At 69.3% G+C, this 19,345-nt stretch carries 17 protein-coding genes; 3 read left to right on the top strand and 14 right to left on the bottom strand.

Going from position 1 to position 19,345, the window contains the following annotated elements; translation table 11 throughout:
- On the bottom strand, positions 1-263 hold a 263-nt coding region (locus tag QK444_RS13500; RefSeq protein WP_282780249.1), incomplete at its 3' end, for a hypothetical protein.
- A 405-nt stretch (positions 264-668) separates the two neighbouring features.
- Between QK444_RS13500 and QK444_RS13495 the strand changes: the two genes are divergently transcribed.
- On the top strand, positions 669-1,376 hold the full coding sequence (locus QK444_RS13495; RefSeq protein ID WP_282780247.1) for a MerR family transcriptional regulator: 708 nt from the start codon (positions 669-671) through the stop codon (positions 1,374-1,376).
- Between the two features lie 95 nt (positions 1,377-1,471).
- Here QK444_RS13495 and QK444_RS13490 read toward each other — a convergent pair whose 3' ends face one another.
- The 6 genes from QK444_RS13490 to QK444_RS13465 all read right to left on the bottom strand — a co-directional run bounded on the left by QK444_RS13490 (position 1,472) and on the right by QK444_RS13465 (position 9,066).
- Entirely contained in the window at positions 1,472-2,584 is a 1,113-nt protein-coding gene (locus tag QK444_RS13490; protein ID WP_282780246.1) for a phage tail tip lysozyme, read from the bottom strand.
- Between the two features lie 195 nt (positions 2,585-2,779).
- A complete protein-coding gene (locus tag QK444_RS13485; protein WP_282780244.1) occupies positions 2,780-3,469 on the bottom strand; it encodes a hypothetical protein in 690 nt (229 codons plus the stop codon).
- A 188-nt stretch (positions 3,470-3,657) separates the two neighbouring features.
- The gene (locus tag QK444_RS13480; RefSeq protein ID WP_282780242.1) at positions 3,658-4,758 is read right to left on the bottom strand and encodes a hypothetical protein; all 1,101 of its coding nucleotides are present in this window, start codon (positions 4,756-4,758) and stop codon (positions 3,658-3,660) included.
- A gap of 164 nt (positions 4,759-4,922) precedes the next feature.
- Positions 4,923-5,816 carry an ROK family protein gene (locus tag QK444_RS13475; RefSeq protein WP_282780240.1) on the bottom strand — a complete coding sequence of 298 codons (894 nt, stop codon included), beginning with the start codon at positions 5,814-5,816 and terminating at the stop codon, positions 4,923-4,925.
- A 50-nt stretch (positions 5,817-5,866) separates the two neighbouring features.
- A complete protein-coding gene (locus QK444_RS13470; protein WP_282780238.1) occupies positions 5,867-6,817 on the bottom strand; it encodes a hypothetical protein in 951 nt (316 codons plus the stop codon).
- 14 nt (positions 6,818-6,831) lie between these two features.
- The gene (locus tag QK444_RS13465) at positions 6,832-9,066 is read right to left on the bottom strand and encodes a serine/threonine-protein kinase (RefSeq protein WP_282780236.1); all 2,235 of its coding nucleotides are present in this window, start codon (positions 9,064-9,066) and stop codon (positions 6,832-6,834) included.
- A gap of 138 nt (positions 9,067-9,204) precedes the next feature.
- Here QK444_RS13465 and QK444_RS13460 point away from each other — a divergent pair, with 138 nt between their 5' ends.
- A complete protein-coding gene (locus QK444_RS13460; protein WP_282780234.1) occupies positions 9,205-10,269 on the top strand; it encodes an SPFH domain-containing protein in 1,065 nt (354 codons plus the stop codon).
- 98 nt (positions 10,270-10,367) lie between these two features.
- Positions 10,368-11,138 (top strand): MerR family transcriptional regulator, encoded by a 771-nt coding sequence (locus QK444_RS13455; protein WP_051037977.1) that lies wholly within the window; start codon positions 10,368-10,370, stop codon positions 11,136-11,138.
- On the opposite strand, the gene QK444_RS13450 is transcribed toward QK444_RS13455, so the two are convergent.
- The 7 genes from QK444_RS13450 to QK444_RS13420 all read right to left on the bottom strand — a co-directional run.
- The gene (locus QK444_RS13450) at positions 11,123-11,920 is read right to left on the bottom strand and encodes a hypothetical protein (RefSeq protein ID WP_282780231.1); all 798 of its coding nucleotides are present in this window, start codon (positions 11,918-11,920) and stop codon (positions 11,123-11,125) included. The genes QK444_RS13455 and QK444_RS13450 overlap by 16 nt on opposite strands.
- A 6-nt stretch (positions 11,921-11,926) precedes the next feature.
- Positions 11,927-13,033 (bottom strand): discoidin domain-containing protein, encoded by a 1,107-nt coding sequence (locus tag QK444_RS13445; RefSeq protein WP_282780230.1) that lies wholly within the window; start codon positions 13,031-13,033, stop codon positions 11,927-11,929.
- A gap of 60 nt (positions 13,034-13,093) precedes the next feature.
- Entirely contained in the window at positions 13,094-13,420 is a 327-nt protein-coding gene (locus QK444_RS13440; RefSeq protein ID WP_282780229.1) for a helix-turn-helix transcriptional regulator, read from the bottom strand.
- A gap of 10 nt (positions 13,421-13,430) precedes the next feature.
- Positions 13,431-15,260 carry a type VII secretion protein EccE gene (gene eccE / locus QK444_RS13435; protein ID WP_282780227.1) on the bottom strand — a complete coding sequence of 610 codons (1,830 nt, stop codon included), beginning with the start codon at positions 15,258-15,260 and terminating at the stop codon, positions 13,431-13,433.
- Complete coding sequence (gene mycP / locus QK444_RS13430; RefSeq protein ID WP_282780225.1) at positions 15,257-16,639, bottom strand: type VII secretion-associated serine protease mycosin; 1,383 nt, start codon at positions 16,637-16,639, stop codon at positions 15,257-15,259. Before mycP ends, eccE begins: the two co-directional genes overlap by 4 nt.
- Positions 16,639-18,147, bottom strand: a complete 1,509-nt coding sequence (gene eccD, locus QK444_RS13425) for a type VII secretion integral membrane protein EccD (protein ID WP_282780223.1) — start codon at positions 18,145-18,147, stop codon at positions 16,639-16,641. The genes mycP and eccD overlap by 1 nt, the downstream gene beginning before the upstream one ends.
- A partial coding sequence (locus QK444_RS13420; RefSeq protein WP_349239525.1) for a MinD/ParA family protein occupies positions 18,144-19,345 on the bottom strand: 1,202 nt, incomplete at its 5' end. The genes QK444_RS13420 and eccD, both read right to left, overlap by 4 nt.

Here is a 19,345-nt window from a genome sequence, read left to right as displayed (position 1 = left end):
ATCACGCTGCGGCCGAGCACGATCTGCCGCTGAATTCCGCCCCGCGGCGTCATCGACGCGGCCCGTGCCGTGGTCAGCGGCTCGCCGGAACCCTTCTTGCACACCGCCTGCGTACGAACGATCCTGGTGGGACGTTGGCGATCGACCGGCGCGATGCGGTGCCGATCCAGATTCGGGATGACCCTTCCGGAGTTGTCGTAGCCGACTCCCGCCCAGATCATGGCCCGTGGCCCTTCACCGGCTTCGACCAGGGCGGTCGCCATCCGTTGACACTGGACGAACAGCGGGCACGCGTGGCAGGCCGCTACGGCTTGGCGCCAGGCGTCCGGCGTGCCGGTGTCCAGGTCCCAGCCGTCGGGATGCTCAGCGCACGGCGGACGCGGTATCGATGTGTTCTCCGCGTGGGTATCTCGGTCCAGTGAGCGATTCTGCGTAACAGTCATGGCAAGTCTCCGGGTACGCCGGGGAGCATCGGGCGATGCCTTCCCCGTGGCGCGCGAGTAAGCGCAAGTCCTCATCAGGGCTGCTCAACAGTCCCCGGAAACCAGCTGCGGATGAGCTGTTCGTGAACAGTAGCCCAACGCCGAGCCGCCGAGCAACCCTTAGCGTCCCGCCATTTAGCGGCACATTGCCTAGTGTACCTCTATCCGATGTGGTTTCCTTGTCGTATGACGACGGAGTCCGAATTCACCATCGATGCACTGGCCCGTGCCGCCCACACCACCGTGCGCAGCGTGCGCGTCTACCATGAGCGCGGTTTGCTACCGGCCCCGCAGGTCCGCGGCCGGATCGGCTACTACCGACCGGAGCACCTGGTCCGGCTGCAGACCATCGGCCAGCTGCTGCGCAAGGGCATGAAATTGACCGGTATCAAAGAGCTCCTCGACGCCTGGGATCGCGGCGAAGGACTCGATGAGGTCCTCCAGATACGGAGCAATGCCCTCGCGGGCGGCACCGCATACCGCCGATCCACCGACGACGACAGCCGATTGGCGACAACGCTGCAACAGCTGCGCACGACCGGCGAGACCGGACCGGATGTCAGCGCGCTACAGGCCACCCATCCCAAACTGCACGCCCTGGCAGCCGGGCTGATCGACGCCGGACTTCCCGCCGACGAGATATTCCGGCCGCTCATCCGCCTGCATGCCGATTGCAGCCGGGTCGCCGCCCGGCAGGCCGAGATCGTCCGCCGACTCGCCGAGCACCGGCCGGCATCCGTCGACGCCGACGGGGAAGGACAGGAGCGGGCCGTGGAGCACGCCCGGCAGCTGGCGATCGCGGCCACCGCGGAACTGGTAGCGCGATCGCTGCATGAGCGTTTGGAGGGCCAAATCCCTTCCTACCAAGGCTCTTTGGAACGCGACAGGCATTGAATCGCTGACGCCGGCCCAAGCCCGCGAACCAGGTGCGGCAGGGCCGGCGTCACCGAATACTGTGACACCGAACCGGATTACACGGCGCCCGCGGATCAGACCGAGACGCTGGTCGTCATGGCACCCGCGATGCTGTTCGCGTTGGCAATGCGCTTCGCACGCGCCGAACCGTCGCTGCGCTCGTAGTACTGGTCGAATACCGCGGCAGCCTCACCGGGTGTCCGCGCATTCCGAAGATGCGCGTAGGCAGCCGATTCCTTGTTCTGGAGCTCATGCGAGATGTAATCGATCTGGATACGCCAATCGGTGACCGAACCGCCGCGCGCGGCCGCGAATCGCTCGAGACCCTCCAGCCGGTCGCCTCGCCACTGCGCCAAGCCCAGGGATGCCTCCCCCGCGTTCCAGGCATCGGTGCGAAAACCCGACTCCGCCTGGAGATTACCCAGGATGCCCGCCGCCTGCGCCGGTGTGAAGCCGTTGTCGAGTAGCCGCTGATACATCTCGTCCACCCGGGCGCGCTGCCCTTCGGGAATCGCCTCGGCACCCACCGTCTGTACGTATCCACCACCGCCGGAATCATTCCCGGCGGGGGCGTAGCCGCCGTAGCCGCCGGTATTCATCATCATCGGCAGTGTCGGCGCCCCGTAGGTCGGCGACGAATAGGTGATTCGCTCAGCCTCTTCCGCGACTCCGTCCGACGCGGACTCGATGATGTCGGAGACGGCGTCGACGGTCCGCAGAATGGCACTCAGGAGCCGAGCTTCGGCCGCCACCGACAGACGCTCCTCGCCCGGGGCGGGTCCTTCGGCGGCGAGGGTCGACTTCAGTCCGTCCACCTCGTGATCGATATCGGACATCGCCGAACTGGTCTTGGTGGAGGTCGCGTAGGCGGACGTGTCCACTTCCTTGTTCTGCCGGTGCAGTTCGGCCGCGATCGCGTCGATCTCGTCCTTGTTCGAGGCGTAATCGTCCGCCATGACCGACTGATTCCCGGAATCGTCGACCAGTCCCCGCTCCGCCAACTTCTCCACCAGATCCGGTGCCTGCGCTCCCGCCCCGGACCCGAACAGGTCCACCGAGAGCTGGATGGCCCGCTCAGCCGCGTCGATCACCGAATCGAGCCCCGCGGACCCACCGCGCGGATGCGGCAGCTCGACGGTCCAGCCTCGATAGTGCGCCACCGCCGCGTTCTGGCCGTTCACCACCATGTCGGCACCCGACTCTCGGATCCGGACGAGCCCGTGGCCGGCGCGCGCACGATCATCAGCATGCTCAGCTCCTCGATCGACTCGTCGGCACCGCCGTCCGGCCCCGACTCTCCCGACCGTTCCAGTCTCGCGCATCCCCGGAGCTGGGAAGAGCCGCGCGATGGCAGCAAGGGAGCCGAACTCGACTCGCCGTTCTCAGTGCACCCGGTACCACTTGAACGGCTCGTTCGCGGTCGGGCCGTAGCGCTGGATCTGGTCGAAGAGCCAGCTGGCCGGTTCGACTATCGCCTCGCGGTCGCGGTCGTTGACGTATGCCATCGCGATGCCGACGAAAGCCGCGTGGCCGTCGGAGGTTTGGCGGTATACGACACCGCCCGAGTCGCCGTGTTCGAACCAGAGGTCCCGGGTGGTGTAGATGACGCCGTCCTCGACCTTGGTGATGGTGCCGCAGTTCCAGCCGGTGCTGGCGCCGATCTTGCAGACCTGCTGGCCGCGGCGCGGGTCCATGTCGATGGAGCTGAGACCGAAGGCGCCCATGGACGCGGATACACCGACCCCCTCGTACAGGCGAATCAGCCCGAACCCCAGGGTGAGTCCGCGATCGGGTCGATACGACTCGTACCAGCCGATCGGATTGCCGTCGGCATCGGTGACGACCCCCGGCCGCCGACAGTGCCCGGCCGTGACGGCGTAGCGCGCCTTTCCGACGAATCCGGTCAACCCGACAGTGCATTGGAAACCGACGACCTTGCCGTCCTCCTCGCTCATGGTCCGAATCGCCAGCCCGGGGTGCACCACGACGGCCGGATCGGTGGCATGCGCGGTCGACGCGGGAAACAGGGTGCCCGCCGTGCCACACACCGCCGCGGAGACGAACGCCACCACCAGGCGGCGGAGGCGAGCCGGTGGCGACCAACCCAGCGTTGTCGCTCGCGATTCGTGATTCCCGCGGCTGCGCAACGTCGTGTCCGTCCTTCCTCGAACATGCCTTCCTCGAGCCCGGTGCGGACTCGATTCCCGCTCGGCACAGTGGAATTCTCCCGGATTCCCAGCGCCGGGAACTCGACCGGAAGTCAGCTTCCAGGGGAGTCTGGGACGCCGCGACGCCGAATGTCCGTGGTGGCGCAGTGGAATGAGCCGCCAATGCTCCGCACATTGCGGAACGGGCAGCGGATCGGGTCGAAACCCAGGTCGGCCAGTAGGTCGGCGACCTGGTTGTCCTGCGCCTCCACCACCACTCGTTCCCGGTCGATCACCAGAACATCCATCTGCGCTCCCGCGTCGGCCATATACAGCGGCGGCCACTCCCGAGGCGTGGTGCGCGGCGCCGGGACGAGATCCCATTCGGCGAACATGCAGCGCCGCAGGCAGTCCGTGTCGACCCGGTCGGGATCGAACAGCAGGGTTCCGGGACGCAACGGCATGATCGTGCGGTCCAACCGCATGGCGTGCGGATCGTCGCTGTCGAGTATGTGGATTCGGTAGGTGTCGCCGAGGTGCCTGCGCAGCCAGTCGATACCGGCCCGGTTGGTGACGTGGCTGCGCTGCGCGACGATATCGCGGCCGAAGCGCAGGAAGTCCGTGGCGGCGAAGGCGGGCTGGGTGTCGTTGATCGCCCACCGGGCGTCGGGCGCACCGTCGAGCAGGCGGTCGTGGTCGAGCACCCGCGGCGCCGACACCCACCGCGCGCCCGACTCGTGATAGTGCTGCAGGAGAGGGCGATACGCCAGTACCTCACCGCGCCGAGACCGCCAGGCCGTCGGCGCTTCGATGATGGTCGAGCCGACGACCAGGAGCGAGTCGCGGGGCAGTGCCGAGGTGTAGCCGTCCAGGCTCGCCGGATCGACCCAGGTGGGGCGCTGGACGACGACACCGGCGTCGGTCAGCACCCTGTCGAGATTGTCCAGCTCGGCCTGTGCAGCGGCGATGATACGGGCGGGGAACGGGCGGGCCGTCTCGAACAGCTGCCAGTACCGGCGCGGCATGGTGGCCTCGACCATTCGCCGCGCCTCCACGGGGAAGACGGTACCGACGGCGACCCCGACGATGATCTCCTCCAACGGATCCCACTCGTTGCGGGACCAGACCCGTGACGACTCGGTCGATGTCTCCGCGGTGGTTCCAGGACCGGTGACAGTCGTGTCGGCGATTTTCTTGCCACTGTTTGAGTGCACGTTATTGATTGAACCACCATATGTGGTTAAGATGGATATCGGGCGGTGGTTCCCCTCATCACCACCGGCCTTGCCAGCACGGCTGTCGTCCCCGCAGACCGCGGCAGCTGTGCTGGCTTACAACAGCGCCGCTGCGCTCTTGCAACAGCGCCGCTGCGCTGCCGCTACTGTCCATCCGGCGGTAGTGCGAGCAATCCGGCACCGGTCAGCACCGCCGTATCGCCCAACTGTGAGGGCATCACCCGCAGGCCGGACAGGAATCCGATCCGCGCATGCGCGCCTACCGCCGCACCCAGTGACTTCCAGAGCGCGGGACCTGCCGTCGCGGCCTCGCCGCCGACCACCACGCGGTCGACGTCGAACAGTGCCGCCACCGACGACAACGCCTGTCCCAGAACGGTTCCCATGCGCTCCACCGCCGCACCGGCAGTGGCGTCACCCGCGCCGGCCGCGGCGATGAGCGCCGCGAAACCGTCCCCCTGCCAGCCGCGCTTCTCGGCCCAGCGCACGGCCGCGGACGTGCTGGCGATGGCCTGCACACACCCCCGGGCGCCGCAGTCGCAGAGATCGTCGTAGCCGGACATCACCATATGACCGATATTGCCCGCGTTTCCGGTACGTCCCACCGCCACGAAACCACCGACAACGATGCCGCCGCTGATCCGAGAGGACACCGACACGACCAGTGCGTCCGGAACACCGCGCAGCAGGCCGTGGCGCTGTTCGGCCAGCGCGGCGCAGACGCCGTCGAGCGCCATTCCCACGGTGGCCGACGGGAATTGCTTACGCGCGGCCTCGACCAGGCCGAAGCCAACCTGCCATTCCGCGATATCGGGCGGGGCCGCCACCCCGGCGGCCATATCGATCGGCCCGGTGGTGCCGATGCCCAGACTGGTGACATCACCGCCGGCGGCCACCTCGCCCAGCAGATCGCGGCAGCTGTTCCAGGGCGCGCGCGAGGTCACCGGGATCGCCCGGACGTCCTGCACCTTCCCGTCCGGTGCCACCCGACCGGCCGCGAACCGGGTCGGGCCGATCTCCAACGCCAGAACCGTCATTGTTTGTGCTCCAATCCAGCTGTTCGCCTGTTCGTCCTCGGTTCATCGGTTCAGGCACGCGGCGCCGAGAGCGCGGCCAGCGTGTTCAGGTCGCCGTTCAGTGTCTCGACGATCTCGTTGATGGCCAGCGCCGTCGCCCGAACCTCCACCCGCAGACCATCGATGTGGTCGGCCGCCAGTTCCGCGTCGGTCGCGACCGCCAGCAGCGCGGTGATGTCGAGGCCCACCCCGACCGTGCGCTCGGCGATCTCGGCATTGGTCAATTCGGCCTGGAGTTCCGCCAGATGCGCGCGGTAGGCGGTCAATGCGCTCACCCGAGCGACCAGACCGGTCCACACCCGAGCCAGGGCCGCGTGCGCGTTCTCGGTGGCCTGCCGCGCCGTCGTCGCGGTCGTGGAATCGCCGACGACGTCGGTGAGCGGCCTGGACGCGCACTCCACCCGCAATGCGTGCTGGATGATCGCGTCGAGCTCGGCGTCCAGGTCCAGCCGCAGACGATGCGACATCAGGTAGCCGCTCTGCCAGGCGGGCGAATCGGCGATGCTGTCCCGCAATTCCACGGCGCGCGCGATGAGTTCGGGAACCGGGAACGCCTCGATCGGATCGCCGCGCAGCCCCCGATCATCGCTCGGATCGGGCACATACAACCGCCTGGTCGCGGCGGCCACGGCGCGCCGGTCACTCGCGGTCAGCGATACGGTGGAACGCGCGGTGCGGCGCAGCGTCGCACCGGCGGCGACGACCGCCGCGGCGAGCACGAGGCCCCACAGCCACGGCGGTCCCGTGCCGATGAGGAGCAGCAGCAGCGCACCCGCCCCGAGTACACCGGCGGCACCCAGCACAACGACGGGATCGCCGCCCCCGGTGATCCCTTGATGGACCGGCGGATATCCCGCGGCGCGCCGCTGCTCGAGCCGCTGCCGCAGCTGCGCCGACAGCTGTCGCTCGTCGACATAGGTCAGCCAGGTTCCGTCGAAGGTGTAGTCGATCAGGCGTGTCATCGGTTCACCCAGCACTACCACCAGGTGCGCGGTCGCACCTGGTTGGCCAGGTCGACCAGATGGTAGCGGTGCATCCGGTCGTCGCATTTGCGCGCGAGCAGTCGCAGGGACTCCGAGACGCCGTGGCGCACGCCGTCCTCGGTGAACGGCACACCCAGCAGCGTCGTCTGCGGGCGCTCCGGACCGCGCCGCGTGGTCAGCCACATCAGTGCGGCGTTCAACACCAGCACGCGCATCTGCTGCGCGCGCGGTTCGTCCGCGGGCAACTCCCGCACCCGAGTCGCGGCGGCGTGCAGGTCGGACTCCTCGAGCTCGGCCGGCGGCCGGGACACCAGCAGCACGCAGCCGGTCATCCGGGCCAGCGCGTGCAGGCTCGAAGTCCGTGCCACTTCGTCCAGGACCGCTACCGCCGCGAGGGGATCGCGGGCGGCCGCCAAGCGGCGGGCCATGCCGAAAGCGGCGCTGACCGCGCTGCGGTTGGTGCGCCAGACGATCGTGTAATACCGCAGCGCCACCTCGTGCCAGCGCCCGGCGTGATCATCGGCGGGTTCGGTCTCCGACCGCGAAATCCGTTCCTGCAGAAGGAGTTCAGCAGTCGCGGCCAGAGCCAGAGAGGGCGTGAGCTCCCCCGGCACCCTGGTGTGCACCGTGTCGAATCGGGTGAATGCTTCGTCGAAGTCCTCCGCCAGTAAGGCCGCGACACCCCGGTACCAGGCGATACGCCAGTCCGCGCGACTGTCGGACGCGATCCGGTCCAGCCGCTGCCTGGCGGCGACCGGATCGCCCATATCCAGATACGCACGCACCTCTGCCAGTGCGCCCTCCAGTTCGTACGAGGCCGGGGTGTCGATCTTGCCGGCCTGCGACCACTCCGCGACCATCCGCAGCGTGTCGAGCACCTGCTGCGGATCACTGGGCAGCGACCGCGACGACAGATTCACGCTCGGATCGTCGACATCGGTCAGCGGCACCGGCAGCGCCGCGACCACACTGGACGCGTCCAGGGTCCCGTGCCGGTACACGCCGTCGGCGAGGCTGTCGGTCGGCGCGATCAGCGCCGTGGTCCCGAAACTGGTGCGCTGCGCGCTGAACAGGGTCGACGCCTGCGGGTACTCCTCGCCGGTGTCGGTCGCGAGCACGGTGGCGAGCACGCCGGTCAGCTGCGTGTGCAGTGCCTGCATGGTCGGAAACCGCAGTGCCGGATCGGGATCGGTCGCCCGCAGCAGCAGCCGGTAGAACGCCTCGTAGCGGCGCAGCACCGGCTGCTCGATCGGGGTGGGCAGATCGTCGTTGCCACCGCGCGCCCGGCGGGCTGGATCGAGGGTCAGCGCGGCCAGGGTCCGGCCGACCGTGTAGATGTCGGAGGCGACCGTGGGCCCGGTGCTGGTGAGCTCCGGGGCCTGGAAACCCGGTGTGCCGTAGAGATATCCGGCCGAATCCATGGCCGCCACCGCACCGAGGTCGATGAGCTTGACCCGTTCCCCGACCATGATGTTGCCGGGCTTCAGGTCGTTGTAGGCGAGGCCGTTGGAGTGCAGATACTCCAGCGCCGGAACGATTTCCAGGACGAAGGCGATGGCCTCGGCGACCGAGAGCCGATGCGGGGCGGCCGCGTGCAGGATGTCGTCCAGAGATCGGCCGTCGGCGTACTCCATCACGATGTAGCCGCACGGCTGCCCGTGCGGGGGCTGATGCTGAACGAAGTTGTAGATCTTCACGATATTGGGGTGCGACACCTCGGCCAGGAACTGCCGCTCGGCGACGGCGACCGCATGGGCCTCGAAGTCGCCGTAGGTCATCAGCCCTTTCAGCACCACCCATCGATCACTGACATTGCGGTCGATCGCGAGATACACCCAGCCCATACCGCCGTGGGCGAGGCAGCCCTGCACCTCGTATTGGTCCGCGACCAGATCGCCCTCCGCCAGCGCGGGCCGGAAATCGAATGGCGCGTCACAGATCTCGCATTCGCCCGATGCCGTGGCGGGCACGGCCGGCGTGGAACGGCCGACCGGCTCGTCACACCGCCAGCAGAACCGTTTCTCTTCTCGGACAACCGGTTCGGCGAGGACCGCGGTACGCGGATCGATCGGCTCGGCGGGCGGCAGTTCCACCCAGCCCCCACCCAGTCGGCGGACGCTGGGCCGCGAACGCGGGCCGCGTCCGGCACCGAGCCCGGCATCGTCGAGCGCGGCGACCAACCCGGTGGTGGACAGCTCTGGTGCGGATTCGGTGCCGTGGTCCAGCATTCGGCCCTCTCCCGGTCTGCCTCGGCGGCGTGTGCCTCGGCATTCTGCGCGCCCGGTCACCGATGTGCCACGCGCCCCTTCCCCACCGTGGGAATACGGCGCTCGGACAGCCCGGGAAGCGACCGTATCCTCGACGACATGGCCTGGTTCGAGCGGGAATTCATCGCTGTTCCCGACAGCCGCAAGAACCAGTTGGTGTACAAGTGGCCGGACGTCAACATCCGGCGCTTCTCCCGCGTGATCGTGAACTCCGGCGAGGTCGCGCTGTTCGTGCACACCGGACAGGTCGCGGGTCTGATGACCCCCGGTCGGCACCGGGTCGACGCCACCGAACTGCCGGGCCTGGGCGCCCTGCTGGACGCCGTCACCGGCGGCAACGCCTACCGTGCGGAGCTGTATTTCGTGGGAACCAGGGAGTTCCCGGGCAACAGGTTCGGCGGCCGGCTCGACGACATCCTGGATCCCCGCAGCGAGCAGATCGTCACCCTGCGCGTCTTCGGCGAGTACGCGCTGACCGTCCAGGACCCGGCCGCCCTGGTCACGGGGCTGATCGGCACCGTCGACCTGGCCGACCCCGACCAGGTCACCGCGTGGTGCTCGGACCTGCTGCTGCGCTCGATGAAGATCGCGGTGACATCCGGGATCACCAATGGCCGGTGGCCGGTGCTCGGTCTCTCGGCGCACATGCCCGAGATCGACACCGACGTGCTGGCGGTGACGAACCGGCAGCTGCGCAGGTATGGGCTGCTGATCACCCGCATGGGCAACTTCGACATCAACCTGGCACCCGAGGATGCCGATCGGCTCAAGCGGCTGGCCAAGGACACCAGATACCTCGAGCTGGTGGGCGACTTCGGGCAGTACGCGGCGGGTGAGCTGGCGATCGGGGCCGGTCAGGGCATGGCGCACGGCGGCGACGCCGCTCTCGGCGGAGCCTTCCTCGGCGCCGGGCTCGGCCTGAGCGCCGTCCACCCGCAACTCGCGGCGAGGCCCCGGTACAGTGCTTCCGGAAATACGGCGGACCGTGGGCATTCGGGTTCCACGTGCCCACGGTGCCGGGCCGTGCACCCGGCATCGACGGCGTTCTGCACCAGCTGCGGCGAGCGGATGAGCACCGAGCGGTCGTGCACCGGCTGCGGGGCCGCGCTGCCGCCCGACGCCCGGTTCTGCGGTGCGTGCGGCACGCGATCCGCCGACCGTTGACCCAACCGGTCTGAACTTCGGTGTGACACTTCCTGACGTACCGCTGAATATCGTGTCGTTCTATTTTCAAGGAAATGCCACTGTGGTTTCCTTGAAGGATGGCAGTCGAGGCGAAGTACACGATCGACGAGTTGGCGCGGGAAGCTGGCACCACCGTCCGCAGCCTGCGTGTCTATCACGAGCGTGGCATTCTTCCCCCACCGATGGTGAAGGGCCGAACCGGCTACTACAGCCCGGAGCATCTGAGCCGGGTGCGCACCATCAGCCGCCTGCTCAACCGAGGGATCAAGCTGAGCGGTATCAAGGAACTGCTGAAGGCTTGGGACCGCGGCGACGGGCTCTCCGACGTGCTCGGCGTCATCGACGAGACGACCGCCCGATCCGGCAAATTCCCCAATGAGACCATCTCGGCCGCCGAACTACAGGAGCGGTACCGCGACGTTCCCGACGGCCTCGCCCGAATCGTCGCCATCGGGCTCTACCAACCCGTCGACGCCGTCACCTATCGGATCGCCAATCCTCGGCTGATCACCATCGGCAGTCGACTCACCGAGGCCGGGCTGCCGCTGAGCGAGGTCGTCGACGAGCTGGAGAATCTCTATGCCGACTGCGACCGCATCGCGCGCCGGCACGTCGACCTCTTCCACCGGATGGGCTGGGCCCGTTTCCAGCAGTCCGAGCGCACCCCGGACGATCTGGCCAGGGTCACCGAGCAACTGGCCGCGACCCGCGTCGTTCCGGGACGCGCGACCGTGGCGCTGGTGAGCCAGCTGGTGCTGCGCTATCTGGAGGACGACACCGCGGAATTGGCCGAACTCTACGACGATCCGGCGGATCTGACGGCGGCGCTACGTCACGAACCGTCCTGATCGAGCAGCCCCGACCGCTCCAGAAAGCTCCGGGCGCTCCGGTCACCGTCGAAGGCCCCGGTCTCCAGAACGACGCCGGTCCTGATGTCGGCGTAGCGCACGGTGGCCGAGGGTCCCACCGCCGCGAACACGTCGCCGTCGGCGACGATCGTCCGCGCACTCGCGCGCCACTGTTCCACGGTGGCCGCGAGCGTACCGGGCGGCGGCGTGCGCACGTGGAAGGTCAGATCCCGGCCCGCCGACAGGCCCCGCAGTAGCGGGTCGCCGGCCGCGAGCACGCACCGCTCGCCGGACTCGGCGTGGTAGGGCCGACAGGTGGCGGCACGCAGCGGTTCGGGCAGCCGAACTGACGCGGTCGTGGCGGCGATCGGCGTGACCGGCGGTGCGAACCTGCCCGCGACGAGCACGCCGCACACCAGCAGCACGGCCAGGCCCCCGACGGTCAGCAGCCAGTGCCGCGGTGAATACCGCTTCCGCTCGGTCAGGGTCTTCGCCCCGGAGGCCAGACCGCGTTCGACGGCACCCACAGCGTGGAGGGCGTCCGCGCCACGGCGGGCAGCCGCTTCGCCGAAACGGAACGCGGACTCCGCATCGTGCACGATTCGGCCGGCGGCGGCACCGATCGCCGGATGCCGGTGATCCGGGACCGGCGATGCCTCGCTCGGCAACGGGACCACCGAGGGGCCGGCGGCGGGGGCGACCAGCGGCGCACCGCAGTATGCGCAGCGCGCGAGGTCGCCGTCATTGCGATGCGAGCAGTAGCCGCACGTCACCGCGGACATCTCGACTCACCCCTGCTGCTTCCCGGTGATCACTATCGAGGACACGGCGGTGTCCTTCAGCGATCGATCGCCACTCGATTCGAGAATCGTCAGAATGATCTCCGATGCCCGCACCGGCGGGTTGATCTCGGTGGTCACGACGCCGCGCTGGTCGAGGGTCTCCTGGGTGTAGGTGGTGAAGTTCTCGTTGTCGAACTGGTACGACACCCGGCTCGCCGTCCGGTGCCTGGCCCACTCGTCCACGCCGTCGGCGCGGATGTGGTCCCAGCCGGGCACGATCGAGATGGATTCGACGAGATAGGTTGCGCCCAGGTCGATGGTCAGCACCTGGCCGTCGACGTTATAGGCCCGCACACACGACCATGCCTTGCCCGCCTCACCAGAGAAGGCATCCATACCGTCGGTGCTGCCCGGCGGGCAGTGGCTCGTCGCCGACACCACCTCGATCGGCTTCCCACGGCTCACCGCCTCGGTCGGCTCGGCGGGCGGCGGCGCGGGCGTCGGCGCCGCCGACGTCACGACCAGCGGTTGCCCCGCCTGGTGCTGCTCGCCACCGGTGGTGATGAGTACGACCAGTAGCAGGACGGCCAGCACCGCACCGACGGACAGCAGTACCTTGGGTTTGCGCAGCTGTGGGGCGATCCGCTGCGTCAACGCGCCGAGACGGCCGCCGGGCGTCGGCTGCAACAGGTCGTCGAACCGGTCCTTGCCGACCGGCTCCGCCTTCCGTTTCGGTGGGGCCTCGGTCTCGCGGCGCTCCGGTGACGTCCGGGCCGGATCGGTGAACCCCTGTGCCCTGGGCTCGATGGGTCCCGAGCCGTTCAGCAGCGCGTTGATCTGCTCACTGGCCGAGGACCGCCGTGCCGAACGCGGGCGGACCGGCGCCGGGCTGCCCGCGCCGGTGGGGCGCCGTGGTTCCGGAACGGTTTCCGCCTCCGCCAGCTCGCGGTCCGCGGCATCCAGGTGCGTCGCGGCCGAGCTGGTCGAAACCGGTTCGGGCACTTCCTTCTCCGGCTCCGGCTCCGGCTTCGCCCCGGACGAGCCCGGCAACAGCGCGGCCAGGACCACGCTCCGATGGCGGAGGAAGACATCTCCCGGTTCCTCGTCGGGCATGCCGCGAATCGTATCGATTTCTCGGTCGCCGCCCGTTCCCAAGCGTGAGAACGCCACCGGCTACTGATTGGGCTCGGTGATGAAATACTCTGGCGCGACATCGAATACGCGCGCCAGCGCGACGATCAGATCCAAGCGCGGTATGGCCTCACCGTGGATGAGGCGGTACAGGCCGGACTGCGATATCGGCACGTCCGGGTAGGCCAGCTCCAGGTGTTGCGCCAGTGAGTACAACGTCAGCGACCGCACCGGACCGTCGTCCTCGGTGGATACGACCGATTCCGCGACGAGTTCGGCGAGCCGCTTGGAGAACACCGCCGCCGCCAGCTGTCGCGGCGTCAGTTCCTCACCGCCGCTACCATTTCGGGGTTCCGCCTCCGCTGACACGATATTCGACCTACTTTCCATCCGAGCTGGACGCGGAACGGGCGCCCGCTAGTTCGGGTACCGGACCCCGCCGGTCCGGGGACGAGATACCGGCGGACTCGTCGACACCGGTCAGGAACCGGTCCTCGCCGATCGGCTCGATCAGATCGATCCGCACGGTGTGCATCGGGATACCGACATCGATCGCGGCCGCGCCGGTCTGATCGATGGACAGGTCGGCGGATCGCTGCCGCGGTCCGCCGGGTGCGCTGATGACGATCGTGGTGGGCGCGGCCGTGGAACTCGGCACGAGCTGGTCGAAGACCGCCACGGTCGCCGGGCCCACTTCGGGCTCGGCACCATTGCGCGCCCCGATCGGGCCGTGCGCACCGACCAGCCGCAACGACCGGGGATCTCCGACCGCGTCCACCAGGTGCTGCCACCGCCCAGGGCGGCTCGAGTGGATCTCGACATCGGCGCCGACGGCCACGGTCCGGAGCACGATCTGCTGGGCGATCGGCAACTCCGCGTGCACGTCGACGGTGCGCCGCCGCGGGTTGTACCGCACCGGATCGTAAAGGGGCAGTGCGAGATTGTGTTCGGCCCGCCCTCTGATCGCACCGAGAATCTGCCCGCTGGGACCGATGGCCATGCGCAGTTGTTCCGCCGCTACCTCGAGCTGTTCTCCGACCTGCCACACGACCGGATCGACGCGGCGGGGGCGGCCGATACGGTGCCACCGTTCGCGGCCACCGACCGGTAGCGATGCCAGGAGCGCGGCGCCTTGACGACCGGTCAGTGGATGCAGGTAACCGGGTCTGCCGACCTGCGGCCCCGGGCCGACATAGCGCGCCAGGGCGCGCACCTCGACCTCGCGGTCCTCGGCAGCGCCCGTACCGCCGTGTCGGACGCCCCGGCTGGTCAATGCCACGGTGAGGGTGGTCCGGCCGGTGTGCCACGTCCAGCAGGAATCGAGGGCATCGTCGATCCGCGCGAGATCGATCTCATAGCTGGTGACGTGGCGAGTCGGCACCGGTCCGACCAGCATGCGCCAGCTCTCTCGCAGATCGGTCAGTTCGAATCCGGTGTGCAGCGACCGGGTCGCCGCCTGCATGGCCTCGGCGGGCAGCGGATGAGCGGCAATCTCTATCTCGCGCAGCCGGGCCGCGATGCGATGTGCCGCGGAGGCAAGCGCTTTCGGCGCCGCGGCCGCCGCCGAACCACGCCGGGCGAGGGGCTCGAGGTTCCGTTCGACATCCAGACGCAGCACCAACCAGGTCAACCGCTCCCCGACCGCCGGGTCGGTGCCGATCAGCTGGTCGTACAGCATGCCGTAGCTTCCCACGGACCGAACCCGCCGGCCAGTCGTCACGATGTCGATGTCGATCGCGATGCCGTACTGGTCGAGCATCTCGGCGAGCACCGGCACCGGCACCGTGTCCTCGGTGTAGGTGGTGCCCGCGCCGATGATCGTCGGTAGATCCAGGTTCGGAGCCAGCTGGATCATCGCGATCAGGGTGTCACCCCCACGCCGGATGCCGCAGACGCCCGCGGCCACGCGCACGTCGACCACCGACTCCGGGCGCACGAGTTCGCGGGCCCGAGCCGACCGGCCGGCACGGTACCCGATCCAGTCGCGCAACCAGCGGTAGGCGGTGCGCTGGCCCACGGGCACCACGACGACGGTTGACCACAGCGCGAGCACCAGTGCGGCGACCCACCACGGATGGGTCCGGGACAGCACGACCAGCATGAGGACGGCGATGAAAACCGCCCCGGCGACGGGGCCGGGTTCGGCGCCGAACGGTAGCCGCGGGGCCGGGGTGCCGCTCGGACCGGCGCCGCGGAACGATACGGTCACCGCGACCTCGACGACTGTGTGCCGGATCGCCGGATCCCGGCGAACCCGGGGCCGAAGCCGGCCGCGAGACCCAGCAGTACGGCACCGGCGATGACCACTGTCGCGGTGATCGCGGGGCGCAGGTCCCGCGGTCGTTCGGGTGGTTTCACCGCCAGCGGTGCGGACTGGAAGAGCCCCTCCGGTCGGCTGGGCGGTGTCCGGTAACTGAGCGCCGCCAGCGGGTCGATGAGCCCGGCGCCGACCACATTGTCCACACCGCGAGCCGGCGAATGGGCGCTGGCTTGCAGGCGCGTCGCGATCTCGGCCGGTGTCTCGCCCGGGAACCGCGACCGCAGCAGGGCGGCGACACCGCTGACATACGCGGTGGCGAAGGACGCACCGCCGATCTCGGACAGCGCGGCCGGATCTCCGACCCCGCTGACGACGCCACCGCCCGGACCGAGAGATACGATGCCGGTCCCCGGTGCGGCCACCGAGACCCAGGGTCCGGCGAGCGAGCTGTCCAACGCGGCACCGGCGGCGGTGGTGACGCCGACGGTGAGCACCTCGGGGGTGAACCAGCCGGGTGTGGATATGGTCTGCACCCTCCGCCAGCCGCGCGGATCCACCGAATCGGTGGGATCGACACCCGGATTCTGCTGGTTGCATCCCGATCCGCCGGTGTCACCGGCGCTGGCGACGATCAGTGCGCCACGCACCCGGACGGCATAGCCGATGGCCGCCGAGAGCTGGGACTGATCGACCGCCTCCCGCACCGGCACGCATATCGGCAGCGCCACGGTGATCACACCCGCCCCCTGCCGGGCCGCGTGCACGATGGCGCGGGCCAGCGTACGGACCTGCACGGCTGCCTCGGCCCCCGGTCGGAAGTGCTGCGGATCCTCGGCGGTGAACGCCGCGGACCGGTAACGAATGGACAGGATCCGGGCCTCCGGGGCGACGCCGATGAATCCATCCGTGGGATCGGCGGTGCCGGCGATGATTCCGGCCACCAGGGTGCCGTGCGCGTCGCAATCGGACAGTCCCTCGCCGCCGTCGGCGACATAATCCCCACCTCCGACGACATCGCGCAGCCGGTGGCTCGGTTTCACCCCGGTATCGATCACGGCCACGGTGACGCCCGCGCCCCGGCTCAGTTCCCTGGCTCGGGACAAGTTCAAGGCGGTGTCGACGGGGGGCTGCCGCGCCGGATCGGTTCCCGGAAGAATACCGGCCGCCACGCATCCTTTGTCCTGTTTCATCGGAAACTCCGGTTTCGGCGGCTCTTCCGCCGGTGGCGGTCCTACGACGACCTGTGGCGGCTCGACGGCCGCCGCGGGCGCCGCACCGGTGAACAGGGCGGCCGCCACCAGCGTCACGGCGCATCCGGTCGTACGCATCAGATCGCCCTCATCGCCGCATAGATGCCCATGATCCAGAACGCCAGGATCGGCACGATCAGCAGCAGCAGGTATTCGAACAGGTCGGTCACCCGCCGGGTCACCGGGGACAGCCGGACATTCGGCAACCGGACCGCCGCGAGACAACCCAGCACCGCCGCCACCAGAACGAGGGCCGCGACCAGCAGCCGGACGCCGACCGTATCGTGCACGCCGACCAGCACGATTCCCAGCCCGATCACCGTCACCGCGGATCCGGTCACCAACGCGATGGCCTGCACGCGATCCGGATACCAGCGGGCCCGCATCGCCAGAATTCCAGCCACCGCCACGGCGAGCACGATCTCGCGGATCTTGCCGGGGTGCGTCGCGGCCGCCAGCACCGTGGCGACGGACAGCGACAGCGACAGCGCCACGACCAATCCACGCAGGCTCGTCACCGCCAGACGCGCCCGTGATTCGAAGGTGGCCTCGATGCGTCGGCGTTGCGGGTCGTCGGGTTCGCTCTCGTTGCCGGTCTCGGCGTCGAAGATGTCGGTGAGTGTCGCGGGCGCCACCTCATTGCCCGGGTCGGGCAGATCGGGTGGCCGGATCCGGGCGATCACCGCGGCCACACGCGGCGCCGATCCCAGCAGCATCACGATGACCAGCACCGCACCGGCCGCCACCTGGCTCGCCGACAGCTCCAGATAGGCCGCGGGCAGCGCCGCGAGAACGCCGAGGATGCCGAGCGCGGTCACCGACATCAGCGTCGCGATGCCCACCCGGGTCACGCGCATCATGGTCGCCGCGGCGACGGCGGCGACCACGGCGCCCGCCGCGAGGTTGGCCGCGGTGAATCGGCCGGTTTCGTCGTATTCCGTCGGCACCAGCATGGCGCCGCCGGCGAACAGCAGCACCAGCGCGGCGAGGGCCGATCCCAAGCAGGCGCGGGGTGCTGCGAACCGCTGGCCGGCGACGACCGCCGCCCCCAGGAACACCGCGCCCAGCAGTAGGGCGGGGACCGCACACCACAGGATCGATCCGCTTCGCAGCCATGCCCACGTCAACATGCTCGCGGCCGCCGTCGCACCGGCCACCAGCACGCCGAAGCCGACCACCGCCGACGTTCCGGCGTCGTATTCGGCGAACTCGCGCTCGTTGATCAGGGCGAGCGCATCGGTGATGTCCTCGACGATCGGCCGGAACACCTCCGCGGACTCGACCGGCGTCAGCACCAGCACGGCGCCGTCGGCGATGTCGTGGTCGGCAAGGCTGCGCCAGCGCGGAATCGGGAGCTGTCCGGGTCGGGCCAGACTCCACTGTCCGACCGGCGGGGTGAAGTCGACGTCATCGTCCTCGACCGCCGCGGCCAGCACCTCGAGCAGATCGTCGATGAATGTCTCCACCGCGAACTTGGTGGGCACCACGACGTCCACCTGGTAGGTGGCCACCATGATCGCCACTCGGACCCGGGCCACGTCCGCCGAGGTCGCCGCGTCCGCGGCCGGTGCGGCGACGGCGGTCATCGCGTCGCCCCCCGGAATGTCGGAAACCCGTCGGACAGCGCCGCGGCCAGCTCCTCGAAGGCCAGGACGGTGTCACTGCCCAGCAGCCGCAGGTCGATCTCGCCGCCCTCGGCCAGATGCGCGTCGTAAGGCAGTGTGTACGTGGGCCGTTCCGCGGTCGCGAACAGCTGCTCGATGGCCGCCACATCGACATTCGGCTTCACCGGATGCTGGTGCACGATGGCCACGCTGGACCGGTGGACCAGGCGCTCGAGGCCGTGCGAGCCGAGCCAGTTGAGGGTGGCCACCGCCCCGGTCACCCCGCCGACCGTGGCCGGGGTGACAACCAGAACGGCGTCGCTGCTGGCCAACACGCTGTTGGTCGCCGAATCGAAGACACCGGTACCGCAGTCGACCAGGACCAGGTTGTAGTGCACCCGGAGGGTCTGCACGGCCGCCGCGTACTCTTCGCCGCTCAGTGCCCGGGTGGCATCGGTCGCCCACGGCGACGCGACCACCACCAGATTGGCGTTGTTCGTGGTGGTGTACGCCTGCACCGCCGAGAAGGCCCGCAGATCGCGGGCCTGCGCCAGATCGCGGAGGGTGAGCCCGTACGGATGCCGGACGGTCCGGGTGCCGAGATCGCTGAAGTCCGGGTTGGCGTCGACCGCGACCACGCGGTCGTAGCGAATGGAGGCGAAGGTCGATCCCAGGGTCGCCGCGGTCGTGGTCCGGCCGACGCCGCCCTTCACGCTGACCACCGCGATCTGATAGGTGCCGGGAATCTGCCGCCGGATCCGGCTGCGCCGGTCCTCGGCGCGCTGCTCGGCCGGTGACAAACCGAAGCGGAAGCCCACCTTGTTCAGCGCGCCGCGCACGCCGGTGGAGGCCCGCAGGGTCGCTCGATTGGTCGCGGTGATCTCCGCCAGCAGATGCGAGGCGGCCTGCGCGGGCGAGATGACCTCCACGCGGCCCGCGGGCTCGGACCGCTGGGCGATCGGCTCCACCCCCATGGTGACGTCGGGCTCGAGCGCACCGGTCGCCGACCACTTCGCCACGTCTCGTCCCGCCTGCTCGGCGGTGCCGGAGGCCTCCGATGCGGCGGTACCGGCCGCGGCGGCGGAGGTGCCAGCGGACCACCCGGCCGTGCCGTGGCCCGCGTCTCGCGATGCGTGACCCTGCTGGTACGCCCCGGCGGGCGGTTGCGAGGTGGACGCGT

It is taken from the genome of Nocardia sp. CC201C (assembly GCF_030010695.1).
Taxonomy (GTDB): Bacteria; Actinomycetota; Actinomycetes; order Mycobacteriales; family Mycobacteriaceae; genus Nocardia; species Nocardia otitidiscaviarum.
Note: the sequence above shows the minus strand (reverse complement) of the source record. Positions and strands in the feature narration are given on the sequence as shown.

Excerpts from the sequence above, each read along its gene's own strand:
- QK444_RS13470 (WP_282780238.1), bottom strand. The coding sequence starts at position 6,817 with ATGACACGCCTGATCGACTACACCTTCGACGGAACCTGGCTGACCTAT.
- QK444_RS13495 (WP_282780247.1), top strand. The coding sequence starts at position 669 with ATGACGACGGAGTCCGAATTCACCATCGATGCACTGGCCCGTGCCGCC.
- QK444_RS13450 (WP_282780231.1), bottom strand. The coding sequence starts at position 11,920 with ATGTCCGCGGTGACGTGCGGCTACTGCTCGCATCGCAATGACGGCGAC.
- eccD (WP_282780223.1), bottom strand. The coding sequence starts at position 18,147 with ATGACCGCCGTCGCCGCACCGGCCGCGGACGCGGCGACCTCGGCGGAC.
- QK444_RS13475 (WP_282780240.1), bottom strand. The coding sequence starts at position 5,816 with ATGACGGTTCTGGCGTTGGAGATCGGCCCGACCCGGTTCGCGGCCGGT.
- QK444_RS13460 (WP_282780234.1), top strand. The coding sequence starts at position 9,205 with ATGGCCTGGTTCGAGCGGGAATTCATCGCTGTTCCCGACAGCCGCAAG.
- mycP (WP_282780225.1), bottom strand. The coding sequence starts at position 16,639 with ATGCGTACGACCGGATGCGCCGTGACGCTGGTGGCGGCCGCCCTGTTC.
- QK444_RS13490 (WP_282780246.1), bottom strand. The coding sequence starts at position 2,584 with ATGGTGGTGAACGGCCAGAACGCGGCGGTGGCGCACTATCGAGGCTGG.
- QK444_RS13465 (WP_282780236.1), bottom strand. The coding sequence starts at position 9,066 with ATGCTGGACCACGGCACCGAATCCGCACCAGAGCTGTCCACCACCGGG.
- QK444_RS13445 (WP_282780230.1), bottom strand. The coding sequence starts at position 13,033 with ATGCCCGACGAGGAACCGGGAGATGTCTTCCTCCGCCATCGGAGCGTG.
- QK444_RS13455 (WP_051037977.1), top strand. The coding sequence starts at position 10,368 with ATGGCAGTCGAGGCGAAGTACACGATCGACGAGTTGGCGCGGGAAGCT.